We start from the raw sequence: 19,949 nt of genomic DNA on the forward strand, positions 1-19,949 counted from the left end.
GCCGCCGGATCGGGCTCGCGCGCCGACGCACTGCGTCTCGCCTCACGCCTTTGCAACAGCCAAACGCGCCGCGCAACGCCGCAGTTGCCCTTTCGCCCCCGCAAAAGCCCTGCCGCTACAATTTCTTTGACGATTGATGCACGAGGCTGTTGACGCCTGCAAACAGGCAGGCTAGTGGCGCGCTCCTACCCCGTGCCCAGATGGCGGAATTGGTAGACGCACCAGCTTCAGGTGCTGGCGCTCGCAAGGGCGTGGAGGTTCGAGTCCTCTTCTGGGCACCACTACTTAACCTAAGTATCTGAGATACTTAGGTTTTTAGGCGAGATAGAAAGCGCCGGTCACCCTTTTGGTGACCCTTTCGGGACCAAGTTTTTGGTGCCCATTATCCCTAGTCCATGTTCGACAAATGTTCTGTTCGTTGCTATCCTTAACTTCGGAATGATGGTCGGTTCGCTCCAGTTGGAATTGCTAGTAAGTGAGGGTATAAGTCGGGTATCCGCGACCTACGCACGAAACTAGCCAACTGGCGCGAGCCAATCATCAAAGCAACATAGTTGGTGTGTTGGTGTCCTAGCCCAAGTACAAGCATGGTGAACGTCCATGTCGGAGATAACTGGCGGGAAGAATTTTAGCCTTAGGTTTTGCCAAAAGTGCTAAGACCGACGATGCCGTTTCGCTTGGTGTAGGAGCACGAGCGCATCAACGACGGACATTGCGAGGATTATGGTTGATGGCTACTGATAAATCTCACAGAGCCACTCCAGAGGACATCGCACTGGTCAAAAAAACCGAAGACGAAATCAAAGCTGAGGTTTCTGTCTTCTCGTTCGATATCGGTCTGCTTAAGAAGCGTGTGCGGGATGATGACCCAGCCCAGGCCTTCATCCAGGCGCACCTCTATCTCGATCATGTCGTCACTCGGCTACTCGGCGAACATGTCCCGTTCCCACGGCACCTCCAGCTTGACCGAACAGGTTTCTCACAGAAGTTGCAGCTGGTAGCTGCGATGGGTCTCCTGCATCCTCGACACATTCCGCCAATCAAGGTCGTCAACGCAATTCGCAACAAAATAGCGCATCAACTTGATTACGTCGTGAAGCTCGAGGACGAGACGAAACTCCGCTCCTCTCTACCAAAAGGTGTCGACAAGGAGAAGGACGGGACCCCAACATCGTTGGCTGGAGTGCTGCGCCTCCTTGCAGTCATGATAGATGTCGAACGACAGCAGCGTGCCTTTGAACGGACTATGAGTCGCAGGGCGATGGCAAATGCTCGCGTAGTCTTAGATGGCATCAAAATCGACTGAGAAACCTCCTTTCCAGTCACCCTTTCAGTCACCCTTTTCCTCTGCGCTTTCCTGACACCCCATGTGGCAGCATGAGTAAAAAGCTGAGCCAGATCAGCAGCTTGACGGTCAGTATGAGTTCCTATGAGGGACTCGAGCCTGCCTCTTCTGGGCACCACTACTCACCTAAGTATCTGAGATACTTAGGTTTTTAAGCGAGATAGAAAGCGCCAGTCACCCTTCCAGTCACCCTTTTCAAAAAGCCCTTGAAAAGCCCCACCGCTTCCCCATGTTATTCGCACGAGATAGTCGAAGCGTGTGTGGAGCCACCTCCTAAGACTGATATCGGTAAAAGCTCCACAACGCTGGCCTTGCGCACCCCGTCGGCTACGGCATGGGTCCGGGTGCGAGATAGAAGGAGAACACCATGGTGTTCCTCGCTATCGAAGCCAGCAAGCCGAACGGTGAAGTCTACCGTCTGGCCATCGGGTGCAATGTGCTCCTGCTGGCTTCGTGGTTAGCCTCCATCACCAGGCTGCTTTAGAAAAAGGGCACCTCAGCAATGGGGTGCCCTTTTTTGCTTTTCAACATATACACATCCTCCAATTGCATCATTACTACTTTGTGGTTCAATGGTATTTAGATAGATTGCACTTTGACAACTGGGTAGGAATTATAAGGAGTACCCTACTCCTTGCGTTATGGTGTACTCCTTAGCGCATGGAGTAGGAATTAAAATTCACACAAAATATGCAAACAAAAAGTATCGTTCAGGCTTCAGCCAACGTTATACGAATTACAAATCTAGCTCAAGGTGACATATACAAGCGCTTTGATGATAGTTCATACAGCAGGTCTACTTTCTTCGGTATCGTTAAAGCTATCTACAACGATGGCGAAAAGACATATATAGAGGCTGTTGAGTATAAAAAGTCGTACTCGGAGATGGAAGCTTCAATCTACGTTATGAGAGGCGATAACGACGTTTCAATCTTCCCCGCCACTCTGGAGGAGATTCAGGAGGAGTTCGCTTCATGCGCAAAAAGCATCGAGAAAAAGATTGCAGAGAAGAGGGAGGAGATAGCCAAGCTTGAAGGTGCCCTCGATACCACTAACCAGCTTGTCAGTGGAGAGCTTCAAAAGAAGCTTCAAACCCCTGTCTTCAAGGAGTTCACTCAAGCTGAGTTCAATCAAAAACTTCTCGACCGAGAGCGTGCATCGCTAACCGCCGAAACGCTCTAAACCGACCACCTACCCAGTTGCCAACGCACAATCACAGTCACCCTTCCAGTCACCCTTTTCCTCTGCGCTTTCCTGACGCCCTATGTGGCACCATGTGGGGAAAGCTGAGTCCTTTCAGCAGCTTGGCGGTCAGTATGAGTTCCTATGAGGGACTCGAACCTGCCTCTTCTGGGCACCAAAACTCCTGCGGGAGTGGCATCAAAAACCTTGAAAAAACCGCAGAAATCTGCCATTTTCTGGAGGATTTTGATGCCGCGTGTTTCACGCTGTTTCAGGCCGTGCCCCCACAATCAGGGGCATGGAGCGGGGCATATGCCCCCTCATGCCCCTTTCTGGCGAAAGGTCATGCCCCCAAATGTCACTGACAGCCTTGCAAATCCGAGCTTTTTCGCCCGGTGATACCGCCTACAAGCGCGCCGATGAGCGCGGCCTCTACCTGGAAATCTTCCCCAACGGCTCGAAGCTCTGGCGGCTGAAGTATTATGTAGGCGGCAAAGAAAAGAGGATCGCTCTTGGTGCCTGGCCTGAAGTTAGTCTTCAGTCGGCCCGCATGGAGCGGGACGAACTCAGGCTGCGTATTGCAAAAGGCGAAGACCCTGCTTTGACGCGAAAGAAGAACAAGGCAACGGCCAAGATCAGCGCCGCCAACACGTTCGAGTCGGTCGCGCGCGAGTACATCGATACCAAAATGGTCGGCGAAGGCCGCGCCGAGGCCACCCTGCTCAAGGCCCGCTGGTTCCTCGATCTGCTCAAGCCTGCGATCGGCCACATGCCGATTTCGGATGTCGACCCGCAGATGATGCTCGCCCCGCTCAAGAAGCTGGAAGCGCGCGGCAACCGCGAGACCGCCAAGAAGTGCCGCTCCTTCGCAAGCCGGGTGTTCCGCTATGGCGCTGCGACCGGGCGCTGCACCACGGACCCGACGGCCATCCTCAAGGGGGCGCTGCTGACCCCGCAAGCGCGGCACTATGCAGCAATCCTCGAACCGGAAAAGCTGGGCGAGCTGCTGCGCGCCATCGACGCGTTTGAATGCTACCCGATCACAAAGCTCGCGCTCAAAGTGGCTCCGCACATTTTCGTCCGACCGGGCGAGATGCGCCACGGCGAGTGGCAGGAAATCGACTTCGAGAAGGCGATCTGGACCATCCCCGCAGGCAAGATGAAGGCGCGGCGCACCCACGCCGTGTCCCTTTCACGTCAGGTGCTTGATCTGCTCAGAGAGCTGAAGGCGATCACCGGGGGGCAAGGCTACATCTTCCCAGCCTTCCACACTCGGCTGCGCCCAATGAGCGAGAATACCATCAACTCGTCGTTTCGCCGTATGGGCTACAGCAAAGATGAGATGACGGCGCACGGTTTCAGGTCGACGGCATCGACCCTGCTTAATGAAAGTGGCTTGTGGCATCCCGACGCCATCGAACGCGCGCTAGCCCACGGCGACAGCAACGCTATTCGCGGCACGTACAACCGCGGCCAGTACTGGGACGAGCGTGTAAAGATGGCGCAGTGGTGGAGCGACTATCTCGATGGCCTTAAGGCAGTTCAGGGCTTTGATTAGGCGAGCATTGGGAGCGGTGCACAAGCGCCTCTTTGTAACCGAGATGCTAGGCGCGTCGCTCCCACCGTAATTGAGCAGTGGTCGACCGGAAGGTTTTGCCCCAGCCCATACCAAGCCAAACGGCAATCTAGCGGGCCCTAGAAACGGAACGCACAAACCGACACTGCCGTTGTTCCATTGACGGCCCGAGGCTAGCGTGGATTATACGGGATTCGTGAGGTCGATTAGAGGATTGAAAATGCCGGATAGGGAAAGGCGACGCTGGTAAGATGACCAATCCAGCCCAAACGTCCTCAACGTTTCCACGTGCCATTTTTCAATCCGCCTTGCGCCTGATTTGCGCACAGCGGTGGTTGGGCACGAAGGATCGTGAGTTCACCGAGCTTCTTGAGGCTTGCCCAAGCGATCTGCATCGTCAGATGCTTATCGACCTTCTTGGCCGCACAACCTACGTTTCTGCAAGCGAATATGTCGATGTAATCAACGCAATGAGGGAATATGTCGAGACAGTGTGGGAGCTTGACCCAAAGACTACTTTATTCGTCAGCTCAAACAACAAAGATCATATCGATATTTCAAAAGAAGTTCTCAATCAGCTTAAGTCGAGTCAATGGGCTGACCTAGCTTGGAAGAAGCAGCAATTCTATGTTGCGTTCCGTCCTGCGATTCAAGCGGCAAAAGATGGATATACACTTGTTATTGCAGACGATTTTGTCGGCTCTGGTGAAAGCATGTTGAAGGCGCTGAAATGGTTTGCTGATGCTGCAGGGCATGCAGGGATCTCCGTTGATTTGCGTGTGCTGACTGCTGCCGGTTGCGAGGAAGGCATCTCCAACATTCAGGCCGCAGGATATGCCGTTCAATGCATGGTACCTGTCAAAAAAGGCTTGTCCGATTATCTTACAGGTCAGGCGCTTGTCGACGCCCTAAGTCGAATGAATGAACTCGAAGATATCCTTGAAAAGGAAATTGATAAAAAGGTAAACTTTGGAGATTTCCGTCTTGGATGGAGGCAGCAGCAAGCAGTTTACGTTCGACATGGCGGAAATACACCAAATAATGTCTTTCCGGTATTTTGGTGGAGGAAGCTAAAAAACGGAATCCGTAATCCAGTGATGCATAGGACATAAAAATGCGTTCCTCCATCAGAGAGCTGGCAAGAGCTATATATTTTAGCGAAGGTGAAGTTGACCTCTACAGTCTGCATATTAGTTACAGGCTGTCTCCAGCCGAGATTCTGTACGCAGCGCGCTTTTTCGCGAAGGTGGGGCTTGCGGATTTCGACGGTGTCCATTTCGTACTACACAGAGGCGCGCGAGAATGGTTGTTCAAGCGACGCCATCGCTTTTTCCTCGAAGAGGAGCGGCCATGGAGCATCGAAGAGCGCTTGGGCCTTGATCCTTCACAGCCCTATCTGCCGGATGTGGGGAGGGTTGATCGCCAGTTTTTCTATCGGAAGTTGCGCGGACCTGAGGGAGCGGTTATCGGATGAATAGCGATGGTGCGGTTAGACTTAGAGGTGGGTTCGCCTCGGTTGCTAAGGGTTCCGTTAGATGCTCGGCGATCATTCGATCACCGATGAGCACCTACGGCGCTCATAGAACTACATAATATAGTAGTTCTAGCAAATTATCATGACGGATAGTATCCGCACCATCGCGTCGAACTTTCAAGTCGATGTCCGGCAGTGGCAATCCTTCTTTGAGGAGAACGGCAGTCGTCGGAAGCGCTTAATTGCGGGTTACCTCCATTTTATTGAAGAGATGGCAAGCCGTGGATTGCCTCCGATCTTCGAAGGCTCGCATCTTGGCAAGTTACTCGGAACAACGCCCGTAGAATTTGGTAGATTGACGAGCGCTCCCGAGCATCATTATCGGTCCTTTACTATTCCGAAACGAAGCGGGGACGAGCGGACGATCCTTGCGCCAACTCCCTTGCTGTTGCACTGTCAGCGATGGGTCGACGCGTTCATCCTTCGGAAGTTTCCGACGCATTCAGCGGCACATGGATATGTGGTCGGCCGGTCTAACATAACCAATGCGCGGGTTCACATTGGAAACGCCCAGATCCTATGCCTTGATATTGCAAACTTCTTCGAGAGCGTAGGTGTCAAAAAGATAACTGAGATATTTTACGAGGCTGGGTATCCTCCCAACGTGGCCTTTTTGTTGGCTAGGCTGTGCAGCTACATGGGGCATTTGCCGCAAGGTGGCGCCTCCAGTCCACAACTGAGCAATATTGTCATGCGGGATTTCGACGCAACGATGCAAACCTTTGCGGAGAAACGCGGCTTGCGTTTTTCACGATATGTCGACGACATTGCATTGTCTGGCGACCGGGTAAGCGATCAAGACATTCAAGCTGTGGAGGAGGCACTCGAAGAAACCGGTCTCACGCTAAATCCGCACAAGATCCGTTTCCAGCGTGGTCGCAAGAAAATTGTCACCGGCATCTCAATTGGCTCTGGCCGAATGCTACTGCCGCGTGAGCTACGGCGCCGCTTTCGGAATCAGGCTTTTCTAGCACTGAAGAATCTAGCCGATGCTGTTGATGCAGACCCCATTGCTCTGGAGCGCCATCTTGGACGCTTTGCCTATTGGAAAAGCGTGGAACCTGACAATAAACGTGTTCAGATGGTATTCGATCGCCTAAATGAATTGAAGAACATTCTCGTAAAAAGAGACACTTCACTCTCCGATAAGGATGGTTTTTTGAGCTGATAATTTACATTTTTCGATATCACGCTTCCCTGCGGATTATAGCTTTCCATCAATACTCGCTCGCCAACATGATGGTTAGAACCCGTCGGGTCATGGCGGAATCGGCGGGGTCTTCGCTGCCGAACCGCAATTCGCGGTCATAGGCATCGATCTTCCAGAACACAGTCCCGGCAACATCAACAGGGCGCGAAGTGGACCAGAAACCGTCCACCCCCTGATAGATCGCCCCGAAGTCGCGCTCGCCATAGGGATCATTGTCGGGCGTGAAGACGTCAAAGGCCTCGATCAGCTCACGCAGCCGCGACTGGTCGGACTCGGCCAAGGCCCGAATGCCCTCGGTCGCTACCACGACGCAGGCAATGCCCATGGCACGGCGCGCCAGATCATTGAGCCGTGCAATCCGCTCGGCCCGGGTCAGCACCGCGCCGCTCATGACGGAAGGCTCCCGCCGCACTCGCACAGCCGCACCAGCTCGCCAAAATCCTCGCGCTCGCCGAGCTCGTCCGCCAGCTGCTGCACCGCCACCAGCGGCAAGCCATTGTCATGCGCCAGCATGCGCAGCCAGTCTTCCCGGCACTCGGCCCCGCAAGCCCGGTAATTCAAGATCAGGTCACCCATGGTCCATTCCCCATCCGGCAAAGCCGCATCCGTCACGCGGCATGCGGCTCTGCCTTCCGGCGAGGATGGGAGGGGGAGGGAAAACCCCAATCGATGCCCTGGCGCGGGCCAGCGGGGGAAGCCCGCCACACGGGGGTGTCGATTGGGGTTTGGGAACGAGAGGGCAAAGCCCTTGGCGTTTCCCGACAAGGATCGCAGCAGCGATCCGCACAAACACGGCGCCCTTGCACGGCGCGAAGCCGCCGGACGCCCTGCGCGCGGGCCAAGTGGGCCAGCGGGCGTCCTGCAATGAGAGAGGCAAGAGCGCCTGCGGGTTAGTTCAAAGAAACCGCGCCCTCAGGAGCATGGCCAAAGGCCATGCGGGACAGAGCGCGTCATCCAGAAATTCCCGCTCCGCATCCAACCGCTCCTGATCGTCACCCGGATGGGCCGGGACTACAGGCCCGGTACGCGCGAGCGGATAGAGCAGGTTGCCCGGCAGGGTAGCGCTCTGAACTGCTTGAAGTTATCGACCGTCAAGCGGCTTTGACGTGCGGACACCAATGGTGCACATGAGGAGGTGCCAAGACCAAATCCGGACAATCTAAGGGCCCATGAATTTCGCACCTTTCCCGACACCCAACCAACGACATACCGCGTAAAAAATATGAGCAAATCGACTCGACCTTGCATGGACCCTCTTATTGCCTGATGCAGTGTCGTCTCTGCGGAGTACCCTGCGCAAATCGCGAAGCGACAGCAGGACCGCAGTAAAGAGTTTTGTAATGCAGTCAGGAAGCAAGGCGCCCGTGAGAGCATATAATTTTGTTGATTTGTTTGCAGGATGCGGCGGTTTGTCGCTCGGTCTTTCTTATGCTGGCTTAACAGGTCGCTTCGCAATTGAGCGTGATTGACGTGACCCCAAGCTTTCCTCCAGCTGAGATTAGAGCCGGGCGGTTGTTTTGCGCATCAGCGCGGTTGAAGCAATGGGCTGCGTAGCGGAGCCCGTAGGGCGTAGCGAAGCAGGCCATTGCTTATTCAATTCGGCGGCGAACGCCGCCGGGGTCGCGTAACCGAGGGATGAGTGCGGTCTCTCCCGGTTGTAATCCTCGACCCAGGCAGCGATCTCGACCCGGGCATGGGCAAGGCTCATGAACAGGGTCTCATTAAGCAGCTCGTCGCGCATGCGACCGTTAAAGCTCTCGACGTAGCCGTTCTGCATCGGCTTGCCCGGGGCGATGTAATGCCACTCCACGCCGCTCTGGCCGCACCATGCGAGCACGGCATTGCTGGTGAGCTCGGTGCCATTATCGCTGACGATCATCCCCGGCTTGCCCCGCTGTGCGATCAGCTGGGTCAGCTCGCGCACGACACGATGCCCCGAGATCGAGGTGTCCGGCACCGCCGCCAGGCACTCCTTGGTGACGTCATCGACCACATTGAGCACCCGGAACCGCCTGCCAGAAGCCATCTGGTCATGAACGAAGTCCAGGCTCCAGCGCTGGTTCGCCAGTGCCAGCACCGGAGCAGGTGCCCGGGTGCCGACAGCACGCTTGCGGCTGCGTCGCCGCCTCACCGCCAGACCTTCCTCCTTGTAGAGCCGCTGGGTCTTCTTCCGGTTGATCATCACGCCCTCCCGGCGCAGCAGGATATGCAAACGGCGATAGCCGAACCGGCGACGCTGGTTGGCCAGCCCGCGCAGCTTCTCGCGCAGAGCAGTGTCATCGTCCCGGGTGGAACGATAGCGCACGCTCTTGCGATCGGCATCGATGACACGGCACGCCCGCCGTTCGCTCATCCCGTGGCACGCTTGGAGATGAGCGACAGCTTCCCGCTTCGCGGCGGGCGTCAAAACTTTTTTGCCAGAAGATCCTTCAACGCAGCCTGGTCCAGCATCGCATCGGCCAGAAGCCGCTTGAGCCTGGCGTTCTCGCTCTCGAGCTCTCGCAGGCGCCGGGCCTCGGATACCTCCAGGCCTCCATACTTGGCCTTCCAGTTATAGATCGTCGCTTCTGACACACCGTGCCGCCGGGCCAGATCAGCGGTCTTCGCGCCCGCTTCTGCCTCCTTCAGCACCCCAATGATCTGCTCTTCTGAAAACCTTGCACGCTTCATCGTCTGTCCTTCCTTCAGGCCAGACTCTAATCGTTCGTGGAGGAAAATCAGGGGGTCACGTCATGATGCCATGGCATTTGAAACGTTCCGAATGAATTTTTTGGACAACCCGCCATCTTCCATCGGCTTCAAATGGCCGAACTGGCTTGCGGCGAAAGCCTGGGACATCGAAATTCTGCTAGATCAGCACAAGGAAGACCTATTGAGTTTGCAAGGTCAGGTCGATGTTTTGGCTGGCGGCCCACCCTGCCAAGGCTTTAGCTTTGCAGGGCGACGTGTTGAGGCCGACCCCAGAAATTCCCTTTTCGAAAGGTACGTCGAAGTAGTAAGCGTGCTGCAGCCCCAAGCGCTAATTCTAGAAAACGTTCCAGGAATGCGTGTGGCACATTCCAAAAAAAGTTCCGGTGAACTAGAAGAATCCAAGAAAAATAGTTCTAGACCTCTTTCCTACTACGATAAACTTGTCGCAAGTTTAGATATGCATGGCTATCAGATTGACGCGATGCTGGTCGATTGTTCGAGGTTCGGCGTACCTCAGCGGCGATCGCGATTGATTGCTATTGGTATTCGGAAAGACCTCTCCCCATGGGTTGAGGGCGGTATATCACGTGTTTTCGAACTTCTTGAACAAGCTCGTGTTGCCCAGCTGGCAGAACTCGGACTTTCCGATTCAGTGAGCGCTAAGTCCGCTATCTCTGATCTCGAAATTGCTGGCCATGAGCTAATCGCAAGCACCGACCCCGACCTGTCGAGGCCCTTTCAAGAAGTAAGTTATCGCCGCCCCAGAACGGCTTATCAAAAGTTGATGCATGCAGGTCATGTCGGGCGGATGGATAGCATGCGACTCGCTCGACATCGCGACGATGTGCGCGATCGATTTGCGCGCATATTGGTAGAGTGCCGCAAGGGTGTTCGGATGGATGACGAGAGCCGGAAGACTTATGGGCTCAAAAAGCATCGGATCTACCCCATGGCTAGTGATGAGCCTGCTCCAACGGTAACGACCTTGCCTGACGACATCTTGCACTACTCCGAGCCGCGAATTCTGACGGTGCGCGAAACCGCTCGCCTCCAGTCATTTCCCGATTGGTTTAAGTTTAAAGGGAAGTTTACGACTGGAGGAGAGCGCCGAACAAAAGAATGTCCCCGATACACACAGGTTGGAAATGCTGTGCCCCCCTTTCTGGCGCGTGCGATCGGCATGGCTATTCGCCAACTTTTGGATGAGGTCGCCGTAGCGCGATCTTTTTTCGATGAGGACATAAGAAAACAGGCATCAGCGAGAAAGCGTTAGGAGGACGTCGTGACGGAGGAAACCATCGCAGCGCCATACCCAGCGCAGCTGTTGAATTGGGCGGGCAACCGTTCTGGCGGCGTCCGCCGTCTCTTTGATAGTACAAGCGGGCGCCCAGGTGGGGCGGTGTTTCAGACGAACCTCCTACACCGCCTTAGGTCTTGGGCTGAATCTATCGCTGCAGGAGGGGACGACGTTCCGCGCATACTTCTGCTGGTAGGAGGCCCCGGAAACGGAAAGACTGAAGCGATTGAGTCAACCGTCGGCTGGATCGATAAGGCCCTTAGCGCTCAAGGCGCGCTAAACGATGCGTTGCGAAAGTCATTTTTGCCGAGCGACGGCGCAGCTGTGCCGAGACTGGTTCGTGTCGATGCCCATGCTGAAGGGCTGTCTTCAAGACCGCTGACATTGTCCCTTGTTCAGGATGCGTCAGCAGTAGTTGGCTCAAGCGGAAAACTGGCATCACAGCTATTGCTGGACGAGCTAGATGCAATTCAGAGTAAGGGATCGAAAGAGGCATACCTGTGCTGTGTGAACCGCGGAATACTTGACGACGCCTTGATCGAGGCCATCGACACTGATCGAACCAGCGCCCGGCGTTTGCTTGAGGCTGTCACGCGAGCGGTCAGCTTAGCTCCCGACGCGCCGTCATGCTGGCCGTTGGCAGGTCATCCCGAAGTTGCCGTCTGGCCAATGGATTCGGAGTCGCTACTGCGCGCTCCGGCAGCCGGCGGAGAGGTGCCTGCCAGAGCGCTATTGCAAACGGCGCTTGATGAGCAGCAATGGCCGAAGGCGGGCTCATGCGCAGCCGGCCCCGCATGTCCCTTCTGCGGGAGTCGGGAACGCCTTTCACGGGACCGCGAGCAGACATCGTTCCTGCAAATTTTGCGGTGGTTTGAGGTAGCAAGTGGCAAACGCTGGAGCTTCCGCGATCTTTTCTCACTAATGTCCTACCTTTTGGCGGGACACAGAGTTTCCTCAAGAGAGGCGTCCCTAGATCCATGCGAATGGGCCGCAATGCTGGTCCAAAAGGACGCGATTGCCCAGCGCGGCGGCAAACCTTCAAAGGACCATTCAACAGCCATATTTGAATTGGTTGCTTCACATTATCAGCATGCGCTTTTCCACAAGTGGGATCGAGATGCGGGCCCTTCACTGCTGCGCGAGATCAAGGAGCTTGGGTTAGATGACGACAACACTGCAATGGGATTGCAGTGGTTTCTTTCATCGCGGAGAACTTCTTACTTACCGGCCATGATAAGCAGTTCGCTTGAAGGTATCGCGGAACTCCTGGACCCAGCCCTTACAGACCCAAATATCGAAGTTCAAGCCACCACCAACAACAGCTTCGCACTACGCGAGCTCGACGTTCGTTTCAGCCGGTCGGTTACTGAGGGCCTTGACTATATTCGAAAATATCGAATTCTATCGAAGATAGAAGTCGAATTGATTGAGAGATTGGCCAAACTTGACGCAGACCTGTCTATTGGCGCGATACGCAGGAGACGTCCTACATCCGCTTCAAATGTCCAACGCTTTATACGAGACTTTGCGGGCCGCCTGACTAGGCGTGCGCTCGGCACCAAGACGGCTGCAGTGCTTGACGCAGCGATCCTTGCAGACTTCCAGCGGGTCATTGAGGATGCTGCGGGGGACGATCTATACGACGTCGCCCAGGAAGTCCGGCAGTTGCTCAATCACAACCAAGATTTCGAGATTTCGCTCACCACGACATTCGGCCAACCACTGCCTCCTTCGATCCGTCGTGCGACACTTGTCGTGCCATCTCGCCCCGTGCAGCCGCTAGAGGGGGATAAGGACGGCCGACCTGCTTCGCCGATTTGCTTCCTGCGAGTGGGGGACAGCAAATCGAGCCAGCCAATTGCGCTAACCTATGACCTCTTCAAGGCTGTGAAAGAGCTCGAAAAGGGAATGTCCGTGGCATCCCTGCCTCGGTCTGTGCTCGCGCTGCTCGATACGACACGAGCACGTTTGTCAGGTCCAATAGTTAGAGACCGGCTCGTCCTCGATCAGGCAAGGATCCGGATCGGCACAAGCGGGCAGGAAGTTGTTCAGCGACGTGCGGGATTTGCTTCTCGCAAGGAAGGCACAGGCCGATGACACTCGAAAAATTCCGAGACGATCCTTGGCGAAATTCGCACTGCGCGTATCAAATCTCGGCTCTCGCGATGTCCCCTGCTCCTGAATATGCGAGCTCGGAGGTCATTCTTTCGTCGCTATACCGGCACATTGGACTTGAAGGAGCGTCCGAGCGAACGGTGCCGCAAAGTGGACGCGAGCTGGACAGAACGGTGCAGAAAAGTCGCGACCGCTCAAGGAAGCCCGACGCTGCTGCCTTGGATGCCGACACATTCCATATGATGCTGCATGCAGTGCTGGAGAGTCCCAAACTCCCGAACCAGTCATCAAAGCGCTTCTTGCAAGTGACACCCTTGGTACCACAAGCCGCAACCTTCTCGGGTTCGGCCCGGCTAAGCAGCAATTCCTGGCCAGCAGGATCATTGATCCGACGCATGGTTTGGTTGGGATCGCCAGATAGCCAGTCGGCGGTCGCAATGTGGCAAAGGCTGTTCGATGCCTTGACCGTCACCGAAAACGATGATGTTTTTGCTCGTTTTCTCCAATCTGAAATCGAAGCGTGGTCTCCCACTATCAAATGGGCACCTGTCGATCCCGAAGAACCACCACTGCTCGATCCATTGGACGCGAGAGGGCTGAATTATCCGGCAAAGCGCTTCGTTCGCGATCTAGATGCCGTTATCGCTGCCAAGGGATCAATGACGCGGCGACAGTGGACGAGCCTGCTGGAAGCCATAATCAGGCTTGCTTCCGTGGCACACGTCGCATGGCTCTGCGATGTCCACGCCAAATCGTGGGAATGCATCCGCGCAGCAATGAAAGGGGCCGGGCCTGCGGACGAAGACGAAGTCAGGGCAACAATCTTCCCAAGGTCATTCGACTTCCTATCCTATGGAGATCGAGCATTGCCTGGGATCAAGGACCGCGCTTCGGCTTTCCTCCAAGCACGCCTTGGCATTAATGCAGCCTTGTGGGCGCTAGAGGCAATTGGCGTTGAACCCAATTCGATCTCATCGTCTACAGCCATCGCCAAAGTTTGCGATCAATTGAGAGAGAATTCTGACGCGCTCGTTTCCCTGAAAATTAGCCACACCATGAGTGAAGTGGACGAACGAGAAACCCGAGCCTTGCTTTGCAAGAAGGGCATCGGGTCAAACATCATGGAATTTGCACGTCATGTCTTAGGGCAGCGCCAGGCTGCGAACCCTGTGCTGCGTGGCTACGATCAAGGCTTTGTGCTCCGTAAGCGTGGCACACACAATTCAAGTCCCTGGGTGGTGGGCCTCGGCCCGGTCAGCGTTCTCGCATTTGTTCATTGCGCGCTTGCAGGAACTACGGGACCGAGGTCGGTCCGGCGGCTTACCCAGCATCTTGGTGGCTATGGGGTAATTGTGGACTATCAGGACATCCCAACAAACGATCTCGGTCACCAGCTGAGGATGTTGGGACTAGTGCTGGATAGCCCCGACGCTGAAAGCGGAATGCTACTCGTGCCACCCTTTCCTAACGCTCAGGAGGAAGCGGCATGAGCCGGTTGGCGACAACCATTGCCGAAATCGTTCGAGAAAAACTCGCGCAGGCACCTGGCGAGGCACGCGGCGAAATCCGATTGATCTTCCATGGTCCTCAGCGAGAAATCTTGGATCAGGTTTTTCTCGAACTGACTACGGCCTCCACTGATCATCTTAGCGTGCCGGTTTTGTTGCAGCTGCCGAGCTTGCCAGCTGGCCAGGAAAATCCGGCGATTGGTGTCTCCGGCCTTTGCGACGATACACACCTGCTCACCCTTCGAAATTCACCTGCACAGCCGACATTCTTGGCGCTAGTCCCTCCGGGCCAGCACAGCATGCGCTCCGTTACGTCTACCACCGACGAATTTGGAGTCTCCGCCGTGAACAATGGCGGCAACGTACCCTTCGAGGATTGGTGGGCAGATGAGTTCGTCCAACATTTGGTTAGCCTTGCCATCCGCCAAGCAGGTATTTCTCTCCAACAGCAAGACGAGGCTCGCTCCCTGATAGGCAAGGCGGCGGCAGCCGCGGATCAGATGGACCAGCGAAAGCATGAGCGTTCGGCCTGCTGGCGACTGCTCGCACGCTTGTTCTCGATCGAACTAGGGCTGCACGGCCTTGGTTTTGGCAGCTTGATTAGTCTGGCTTGCGGGGTGCCACCTACGCGCGATGGCTCGATTTCATCGCGCGAGCAGATGGCCATTCTGGAGAAAATTGCTGACGCAATGTCCGATGGCTTTGGCCCCGGCATCCGTCGTGCCCAAGACAATGCCGACGAGGAAGACATTCGCCACCTCGAAGCGTTTCTGGCGCATCTTAAGGAAGCATGTGATCTTCCGACCGCGTTCGAAAGAGCGACCAGTGCCTTTTATGCGCCCGAAAATGGATCGACGATGCCGCCTCCACCTGATTGGTGGCGCGGACTGACCACCGAGAAGTGGTCCGAGCTCCTTACCGAGGATACGGTCGCCCAAGGCGACATTCGTATGAGTTGCACAAACGCCCTCATCCCTCCTGGGAAGGGAATGCCGGTGCTTGTCGAAAGCAAAGTCGCTCTTTCATTCGAAACAGTAGGACCAGACGCCACAGGCACAGTGGTCTGCATCGATCGTGGCAAGAACAATAGACTCGGCGAAGTAACTGTCGGCGAAGAAGAGACCATTTTCCTAGATGGTACTCCACCCACCCACAAAGCACCGATTCGCTATTGCGCTACGGCGGATGGCTTCAAGCCGGGAGCGATCAAGGTCATTTCGCTAGCTAGCTGGCACGCTGGAATCTTTGTCACCTGCCGACTAGCTAAGAAACTAACGCCGCCCAAGAAGCCGACTGGTCGCGTTAGAGGTGGACCAGACCTCGTTACGACTTTGAACGTCCCGGGGAGTGGCCGATACGAGCTGCTGATCTTCACTTCTCCAGGAGTCGAACTGGACGAAACGGCCATAGGCACCTTGGAAGACGGGCAAGACCGCGCAGATGCTCGCCAAATGCTCCCGGTCCGACCCGTACGGGATGGCTTCCATCAGCTAGAGATCGAAGCCGAGACAAACTATCAAGCCGATATCAGTTTCAGGCGAACTGCCCCGGACGGTTCTGAAACACACGGGACCTGCCGAGTCCTTGTCACTGTTGAAGACGTGGTGGAGCAGGGCTGCCGAAGCGAGTTCGAGCGCCTCATTCGGGCAAATCGCCGTGTGATTGAGCCCTCGGAAGCCAAGCCTGTCGTGCAGCTCAACCGTAGTGCCCGATCCTCTAGCCTTCAGGATTGGATGCTATCGGAGGAGTCCGTTGGCCAATCCTATCTTCCGATCGTGCTGGCTGACGATTATGTCGATGCGTGGGTGCAGCCGAATTGGAGTCAGGACAACGGTCCTATCTTTTCTCGAGGACGGTTTCTGCAGGATCCCCGTCCGCTTGCTTCTGAGTTTATCCCGCCAACAGGGTTTGTTGAGGCGCGTCAGAAATTGGCAGCCCGCGTCCGGGGTAGCGGCGATCAAAGCGGCCTCGTCGAGTCCGCTGAGCTCGGGAAATGGCTAGCGACCGACCAAGATTTTCGCGGCCTCGTCGAGCAATATCTGGATTCCTATCAGGCATGGCTCGCTGCCGAGCCAGATGTTGCGTGCTGGGTTGACGTAGCGGTTGTGACGTCACTTGAGGACGATCGCAGAACCATATCGCGTGTTCCTGACGCCATACTACTTTCACCGCTACATCCTGCCCGGATTGCCTGGCACTCGGTTGCGCAAGAGGTTCTTGTCGAAGCTGAGGCGGGCGGCAATCCCTGTCCCGCAGTTAGCGTCCTCGACCCAGATTGTGTGCCAGATCTCATAACCCTTTCGTTGCGTTCGCCGGGCGGAATCGAGAAGGTCGACTTCCTAGCGGTTGAGAATGGCACGGACTATTGGTCAGTCTTGTGGAACGGCGACCGGCTTGGTCGACTTCCCAGTCGTTCCAGGCTTGCGCCGTTTGGTGACGGGTTCGGCATCTCGGTCGGTGGTATTTCTGTCGGTTTCAGCGCGGCCCAAGTCGGCAGGGCCCTTGAGGACGTCTCGGGACTCTTGGCCGCTAAGCCCGTCGTGGGCGTTGTTGTAGCCAGTGCAGGCGGGACAACGGATGCCTGCAATGAAGGCCTCATTGAATGGTGTTCTAGCAAGTATCGCGATGAAGACACCCGTACGCTGCGTCAGGCTGCAGGTCCTCGGTTCATTGAAATTTATGACCACCGCGACGGCGAAGCCAAGCCAGACGACGCTACTATCGCCAATTTGGCAGAAGACACGCGCAACGGCGTGCGCTGGTTTGTCGGTCAGCCAGCCAGCGCGCAGCCAGATCTAGGCATCATAGCCCAACTCGACATGTCTGAACCGAGAGCTGCGCAGGTGGAGGGCCGCTCGCCTTTGGGGCGAGGCGGACTGCTCCGGCATCGAATCCGCCGCCAGCGTCCGGGGGCTTTCCTAAGCGAGACCAGGCAAGCACTGCCTTCAGCTGCATCGGGAGATGTTCTGGCCGACAAGGTAGCGAATTGTATCGGTACGTTGGAAAGCCTTGGCGAGCGCCGCACCGGGCTGCGCTTTGCCCCAAATGTGAATGCTGTTCGCGACATGCTCGAGACTCGCCGGACCGATTTTGTCGCGGCATCATCGTCTGCGATTGATCCCGCGTGCTTCCTTGGTGGTTGGCTGGAGGAAGCATACCTCTGGGATTACGACATGCCGTCCTATTCACACCGGGCGGGTGATACGAATGGCTACTACCTTCTGTCTCGCGTCAAGCAGGCGGATCGAGAGGCGCTTTCGAAAGCACTAGCGCAGTTGCCGGGCTGTGCCGCGATCGACCCCAACCAAGTTCAGGATGTGCTGCTTGAAATCGCTCGTCGAGGGATTCCCACGATCCGGGGCCTAGCGGGCGACAATGCCGGAGCTACAGGTGATCTTGGGCTCTTTGTAGCAGTCCGGATGTTGCAGGATCGGTTTCGGCTCTCGAACATTGGGGAAAGTCTGGTCCCCGTGATCGAGGGAAGCGGTGACGAACTTTCTGTTTGCATCATCGTGCCTGTGGATCCTTTTCGAGGCTATTTTTCCGATCTCGCAAAATCACTTGGAAAGGATCGAAAGGACACCTCCCTGTCGCGCCCTGACCTGTTGGTTGTAGGCGCGAAGGTGGGGCAGAGCGGCGTCCGGATCCATTTGACACCCGTTGAAGTGAAGTGTCGACCGGGATCAATTTTCCCGGCCTCTGAAGTTGACGATGCGCTAGAGCAGGCCAGAACCTTCTCAAGACTCCTGACAAGCATGCTACCCCACGACAAGCAGCCAGTCGCCTGGTCGCTCGGTTTCCAGCATCTGTTGCTGTCAATTATTGGCTTCGGAATGAGAGTTTATAGCCAACATCCCGACGTAAAGGGACGTGAGGGGCAATGGTCCTTACTGCACGAACGCCTTGCATCAGCCATCCTTGGTCCCGATCCCTGTGTCTCGATTGACCAACGCGGTCGCCTCATTATCGTCGACGACAATCCGCGCAGTGGGGTTCGGGACCGCGATGAGGACGGCTTCGACGAAACCATTACGATAGGCAGCGCCGATGCTGGTGGTGTCGTGGCTGGCGACCCTCTTACATTTTACGATAGCGTTCGAGCTAAAGTTGGCTCGTGGGGCTTTTTCCCGGATGGAGCGGCCCAACCCATCAGTGAAGCGGTACCCCCGGCAACCGATTCAGCTGAGAACGTTTCTGGAGATGCGGTTTTCCTAGACGACGGTGCCGAACGACCTGCACCGCCCTCCGGTGATGCGGCTGGTCCCGCCGATCCGGAGCGCCATGTTGAGGCAGACGCTTCGTCAGGGATCGCTCTTTCTATTGGCTCCACCGTAGACAGCTTCAAGCCGAGTGAAATCGTACTGAACATCTCCGACACACGGCTGAACCAACTGAACATGGGAGTCGTTGGTGATTTGGGAACTGGCAAGACGCAGCTGCTTAAGTCGTTAATTCTTCAGATTTCCGATGCTGCGGCTGCCAACCGGGGCATTCGACCTAGGTTCCTGATCTTCGATTACAAGCGAGATTACAGCAGCCCGGATTTTGTCGAGGCGACTGGCGCGCGCGTTGTCAAACCCTATCGCCTTCCACTAAATCTCTTTGATACCAGTACGCTGGGCGACGCTGCAGCTCCGTGGCTTGATAGGTTCCGCTTCTTTGCCGACGTTTTGGACAAGATATACAGCGGGATCGGTCCCGTGCAGCGAGACAAGCTCAAGAAGGCTGTGCGCGCTGCCTACGAATCCTGCCTCCCGGGCGAGCAGCCAACATTGTATGATGTGCATTCGGCCTACGCCGAGCTGCTCGATGGCAAATCGGATTCGCCAATGGCGATCATCGACGATCTGGTAGACATGGAGGTATTTGCTGCGAAGACGAGCGATACCCAGCCGTTCGACGAGTTTCTTGACGGAGTGGTCGTAATCTCCTTGGATGCTCTCGGTCAGGACGACCGCAGCAAAAACATGCTCGTCGCCGTGATGTTGAACATGTTCTATGAAAATATGCTCCGCACCCCCAAGCAGCCATTCATCGGCTCGGATCCGCAGCTTCGCGCAGTTGATTCCTACCTATTGGTCGATGAAGCAGACAACATCATGCGATATGAATTCGACGTGCTGAGAAAACTGCTGCTGCAGGGTCGCGAGTTCGGGGTCGGCGTCATCCTTGCCTCACAATACCTGCGTCACTTCAAAGTGAATGCGACCGATTATCGCGAGCCGCTCTTGAGCTGGTTCTTACACAAAGTGCCCAACGTTACCCCGGCAGAACTCTCCGCCCTTGGCCTGACGGGAAGCGCAGCTGAGTTGGCCGAACGTGTAAAATCACTTCAGGTGCACCAGTGCTTATACAAGTCGTTTGATGTTCCAGGGGAGGTCGTTCGAGGACTGCCATTTTTTGAACTGATGGCACAAGGGAAGCGCAGTTCAAATTAAACGTGTCCGCGCAAGTCCGATACGGGCGTCATCTGCACAGTTTGGTTGGGGAA

General features: G+C 55.8%; 14 protein-coding genes and 1 tRNA gene. 12 read left to right on the forward strand and 3 right to left on the reverse strand.

Translation table 11 applies throughout. The features are described from left to right. Positions 1-194: 194 nt before the first annotated feature. From LI72_RS12565 to LI72_RS12590, 7 genes are all read left to right on the forward strand, one after another. A tRNA-Leu gene (locus LI72_RS12565) sits at positions 195-281 on the forward strand. Positions 282-730: 449 nt separating this feature from the next. Then, positions 731-1,306 (forward strand): hypothetical protein, encoded by a 576-nt coding sequence (locus LI72_RS12570; protein WP_033926115.1) that lies wholly within the window; start codon positions 731-733, stop codon positions 1,304-1,306. Between the two features lie 729 nt (positions 1,307-2,035). Then, a complete protein-coding gene (locus tag LI72_RS12575; protein ID WP_033926116.1) occupies positions 2,036-2,527 on the forward strand; it encodes a hypothetical protein in 492 nt (163 codons plus the stop codon). Positions 2,528-2,882: 355 nt separating this feature from the next. Next, on the forward strand, positions 2,883-4,085 hold the full coding sequence (locus tag LI72_RS12580) for a tyrosine-type recombinase/integrase (RefSeq protein WP_033926117.1): 1,203 nt from the start codon (positions 2,883-2,885) through the stop codon (positions 4,083-4,085). 269 nt (positions 4,086-4,354) lie between these two features. Further along, positions 4,355-5,215, forward strand: a complete 861-nt coding sequence (locus LI72_RS20045; protein WP_156139586.1) for a phosphoribosyltransferase-like protein — start codon at positions 4,355-4,357, stop codon at positions 5,213-5,215. Positions 5,216-5,217: 2 nt separating this feature from the next. Beyond that, positions 5,218-5,577, forward strand: a complete 360-nt coding sequence (locus tag LI72_RS12585; RefSeq protein ID WP_033926118.1) for a hypothetical protein — start codon at positions 5,218-5,220, stop codon at positions 5,575-5,577. 142 nt (positions 5,578-5,719) lie between these two features. Then, positions 5,720-6,805, forward strand: a complete 1,086-nt coding sequence (locus tag LI72_RS12590; protein ID WP_033926119.1) for a reverse transcriptase family protein — start codon at positions 5,720-5,722, stop codon at positions 6,803-6,805. A gap of 49 nt (positions 6,806-6,854) precedes the next feature. Here the strand turns inward: LI72_RS12590 and LI72_RS12595 are convergent, their stop codons facing one another. Continuing rightward, positions 6,855-7,238, reverse strand: coding sequence for a DUF3768 domain-containing protein (locus LI72_RS12595; RefSeq protein WP_033926120.1), 384 nt, complete (start codon positions 7,236-7,238; stop codon positions 6,855-6,857). Next, positions 7,235-7,423: a hypothetical protein gene (locus LI72_RS20050; protein ID WP_156139587.1), complete on the reverse strand. Its 189-nt coding sequence runs from the start codon at positions 7,421-7,423 to the stop codon at positions 7,235-7,237. Before LI72_RS20050 ends, LI72_RS12595 begins: the two co-directional genes overlap by 4 nt. Before the next feature lie 764 nt (positions 7,424-8,187). On the opposite strand from LI72_RS20050, the gene LI72_RS20725 reads away from it, so the two are divergent. Next, positions 8,188-8,316: a DNA cytosine methyltransferase gene (locus tag LI72_RS20725; protein ID WP_443018118.1), complete on the forward strand. Its 129-nt coding sequence runs from the start codon at positions 8,188-8,190 to the stop codon at positions 8,314-8,316. Positions 8,317-8,345: 29 nt separating this feature from the next. On the opposite strand, the gene LI72_RS12600 is transcribed toward LI72_RS20725, so the two are convergent. After that, positions 8,346-9,517 (reverse strand): IS3 family transposase gene (locus LI72_RS12600; RefSeq protein ID WP_156139588.1). Its coding sequence is split into 2 segments (ribosomal slippage): positions 8,346-9,265 and positions 9,265-9,517, totalling 1,173 coding nucleotides; the frame shifts between segments, so codons are not numbered across the junction. Positions 9,518-9,587: 70 nt separating this feature from the next. On the opposite strand from LI72_RS12600, the gene LI72_RS19650 reads away from it, so the two are divergent. The 4 genes from LI72_RS19650 (at position 9,588) to LI72_RS12620 (ending at position 19,896) form a co-directional block, all read left to right on the forward strand. Beyond that, complete coding sequence (locus tag LI72_RS19650) at positions 9,588-10,811, forward strand: DNA cytosine methyltransferase (protein WP_231562462.1); 1,224 nt, start codon at positions 9,588-9,590, stop codon at positions 10,809-10,811. A 348-nt stretch (positions 10,812-11,159) separates the two neighbouring features. Next, the gene (locus LI72_RS12610) at positions 11,160-12,932 is read left to right on the forward strand and encodes a hypothetical protein (protein WP_197051894.1); all 1,773 of its coding nucleotides are present in this window, start codon (positions 11,160-11,162) and stop codon (positions 12,930-12,932) included. Further along, positions 12,929-14,440 carry a hypothetical protein gene (locus LI72_RS12615; protein WP_033926124.1) on the forward strand — a complete coding sequence of 504 codons (1,512 nt, stop codon included), beginning with the start codon at positions 12,929-12,931 and terminating at the stop codon, positions 14,438-14,440. The genes LI72_RS12610 and LI72_RS12615 overlap by 4 nt, the downstream gene beginning before the upstream one ends. After that, entirely contained in the window at positions 14,437-19,896 is a 5,460-nt protein-coding gene (locus tag LI72_RS12620) for an ATP-binding protein (protein WP_033926125.1), read from the forward strand. Before LI72_RS12615 ends, LI72_RS12620 begins: the two co-directional genes overlap by 4 nt. Positions 19,897-19,949: the final 53 nt, after the last annotated feature.

It is taken from the genome of Sphingomonas sp. 35-24ZXX (assembly GCF_000786215.1).
GTDB lineage: Bacteria > Pseudomonadota > Alphaproteobacteria > Sphingomonadales > Sphingomonadaceae > Blastomonas.

Excerpts from the sequence above, each read along its gene's own strand:
- LI72_RS12570 (WP_033926115.1), top strand. The coding sequence starts at position 731 with ATGGCTACTGATAAATCTCACAGAGCCACTCCAGAGGACATCGCACTG.
- LI72_RS12575 (WP_033926116.1), top strand. The coding sequence starts at position 2,036 with ATGCAAACAAAAAGTATCGTTCAGGCTTCAGCCAACGTTATACGAATT.
- LI72_RS12580 (WP_033926117.1), top strand. The coding sequence starts at position 2,883 with ATGTCACTGACAGCCTTGCAAATCCGAGCTTTTTCGCCCGGTGATACC.
- LI72_RS20045 (WP_156139586.1), top strand. The coding sequence starts at position 4,355 with ATGACCAATCCAGCCCAAACGTCCTCAACGTTTCCACGTGCCATTTTT.
- LI72_RS12585 (WP_033926118.1), top strand. The coding sequence starts at position 5,218 with ATGCGTTCCTCCATCAGAGAGCTGGCAAGAGCTATATATTTTAGCGAA.
- LI72_RS12590 (WP_033926119.1), top strand. The coding sequence starts at position 5,720 with ATGACGGATAGTATCCGCACCATCGCGTCGAACTTTCAAGTCGATGTC.
- LI72_RS12595 (WP_033926120.1), bottom strand. The coding sequence starts at position 7,238 with ATGAGCGGCGCGGTGCTGACCCGGGCCGAGCGGATTGCACGGCTCAAT.
- LI72_RS20050 (WP_156139587.1), bottom strand. The coding sequence starts at position 7,423 with ATGGGTGACCTGATCTTGAATTACCGGGCTTGCGGGGCCGAGTGCCGG.
- LI72_RS20725 (WP_443018118.1), top strand. The coding sequence starts at position 8,188 with ATGCAGTCAGGAAGCAAGGCGCCCGTGAGAGCATATAATTTTGTTGAT.
- LI72_RS19650 (WP_231562462.1), top strand. The coding sequence starts at position 9,588 with ATGGCATTTGAAACGTTCCGAATGAATTTTTTGGACAACCCGCCATCT.
- LI72_RS12615 (WP_033926124.1), top strand. The coding sequence starts at position 12,929 with ATGACACTCGAAAAATTCCGAGACGATCCTTGGCGAAATTCGCACTGC.
- LI72_RS12620 (WP_033926125.1), top strand. The coding sequence starts at position 14,437 with ATGAGCCGGTTGGCGACAACCATTGCCGAAATCGTTCGAGAAAAACTC.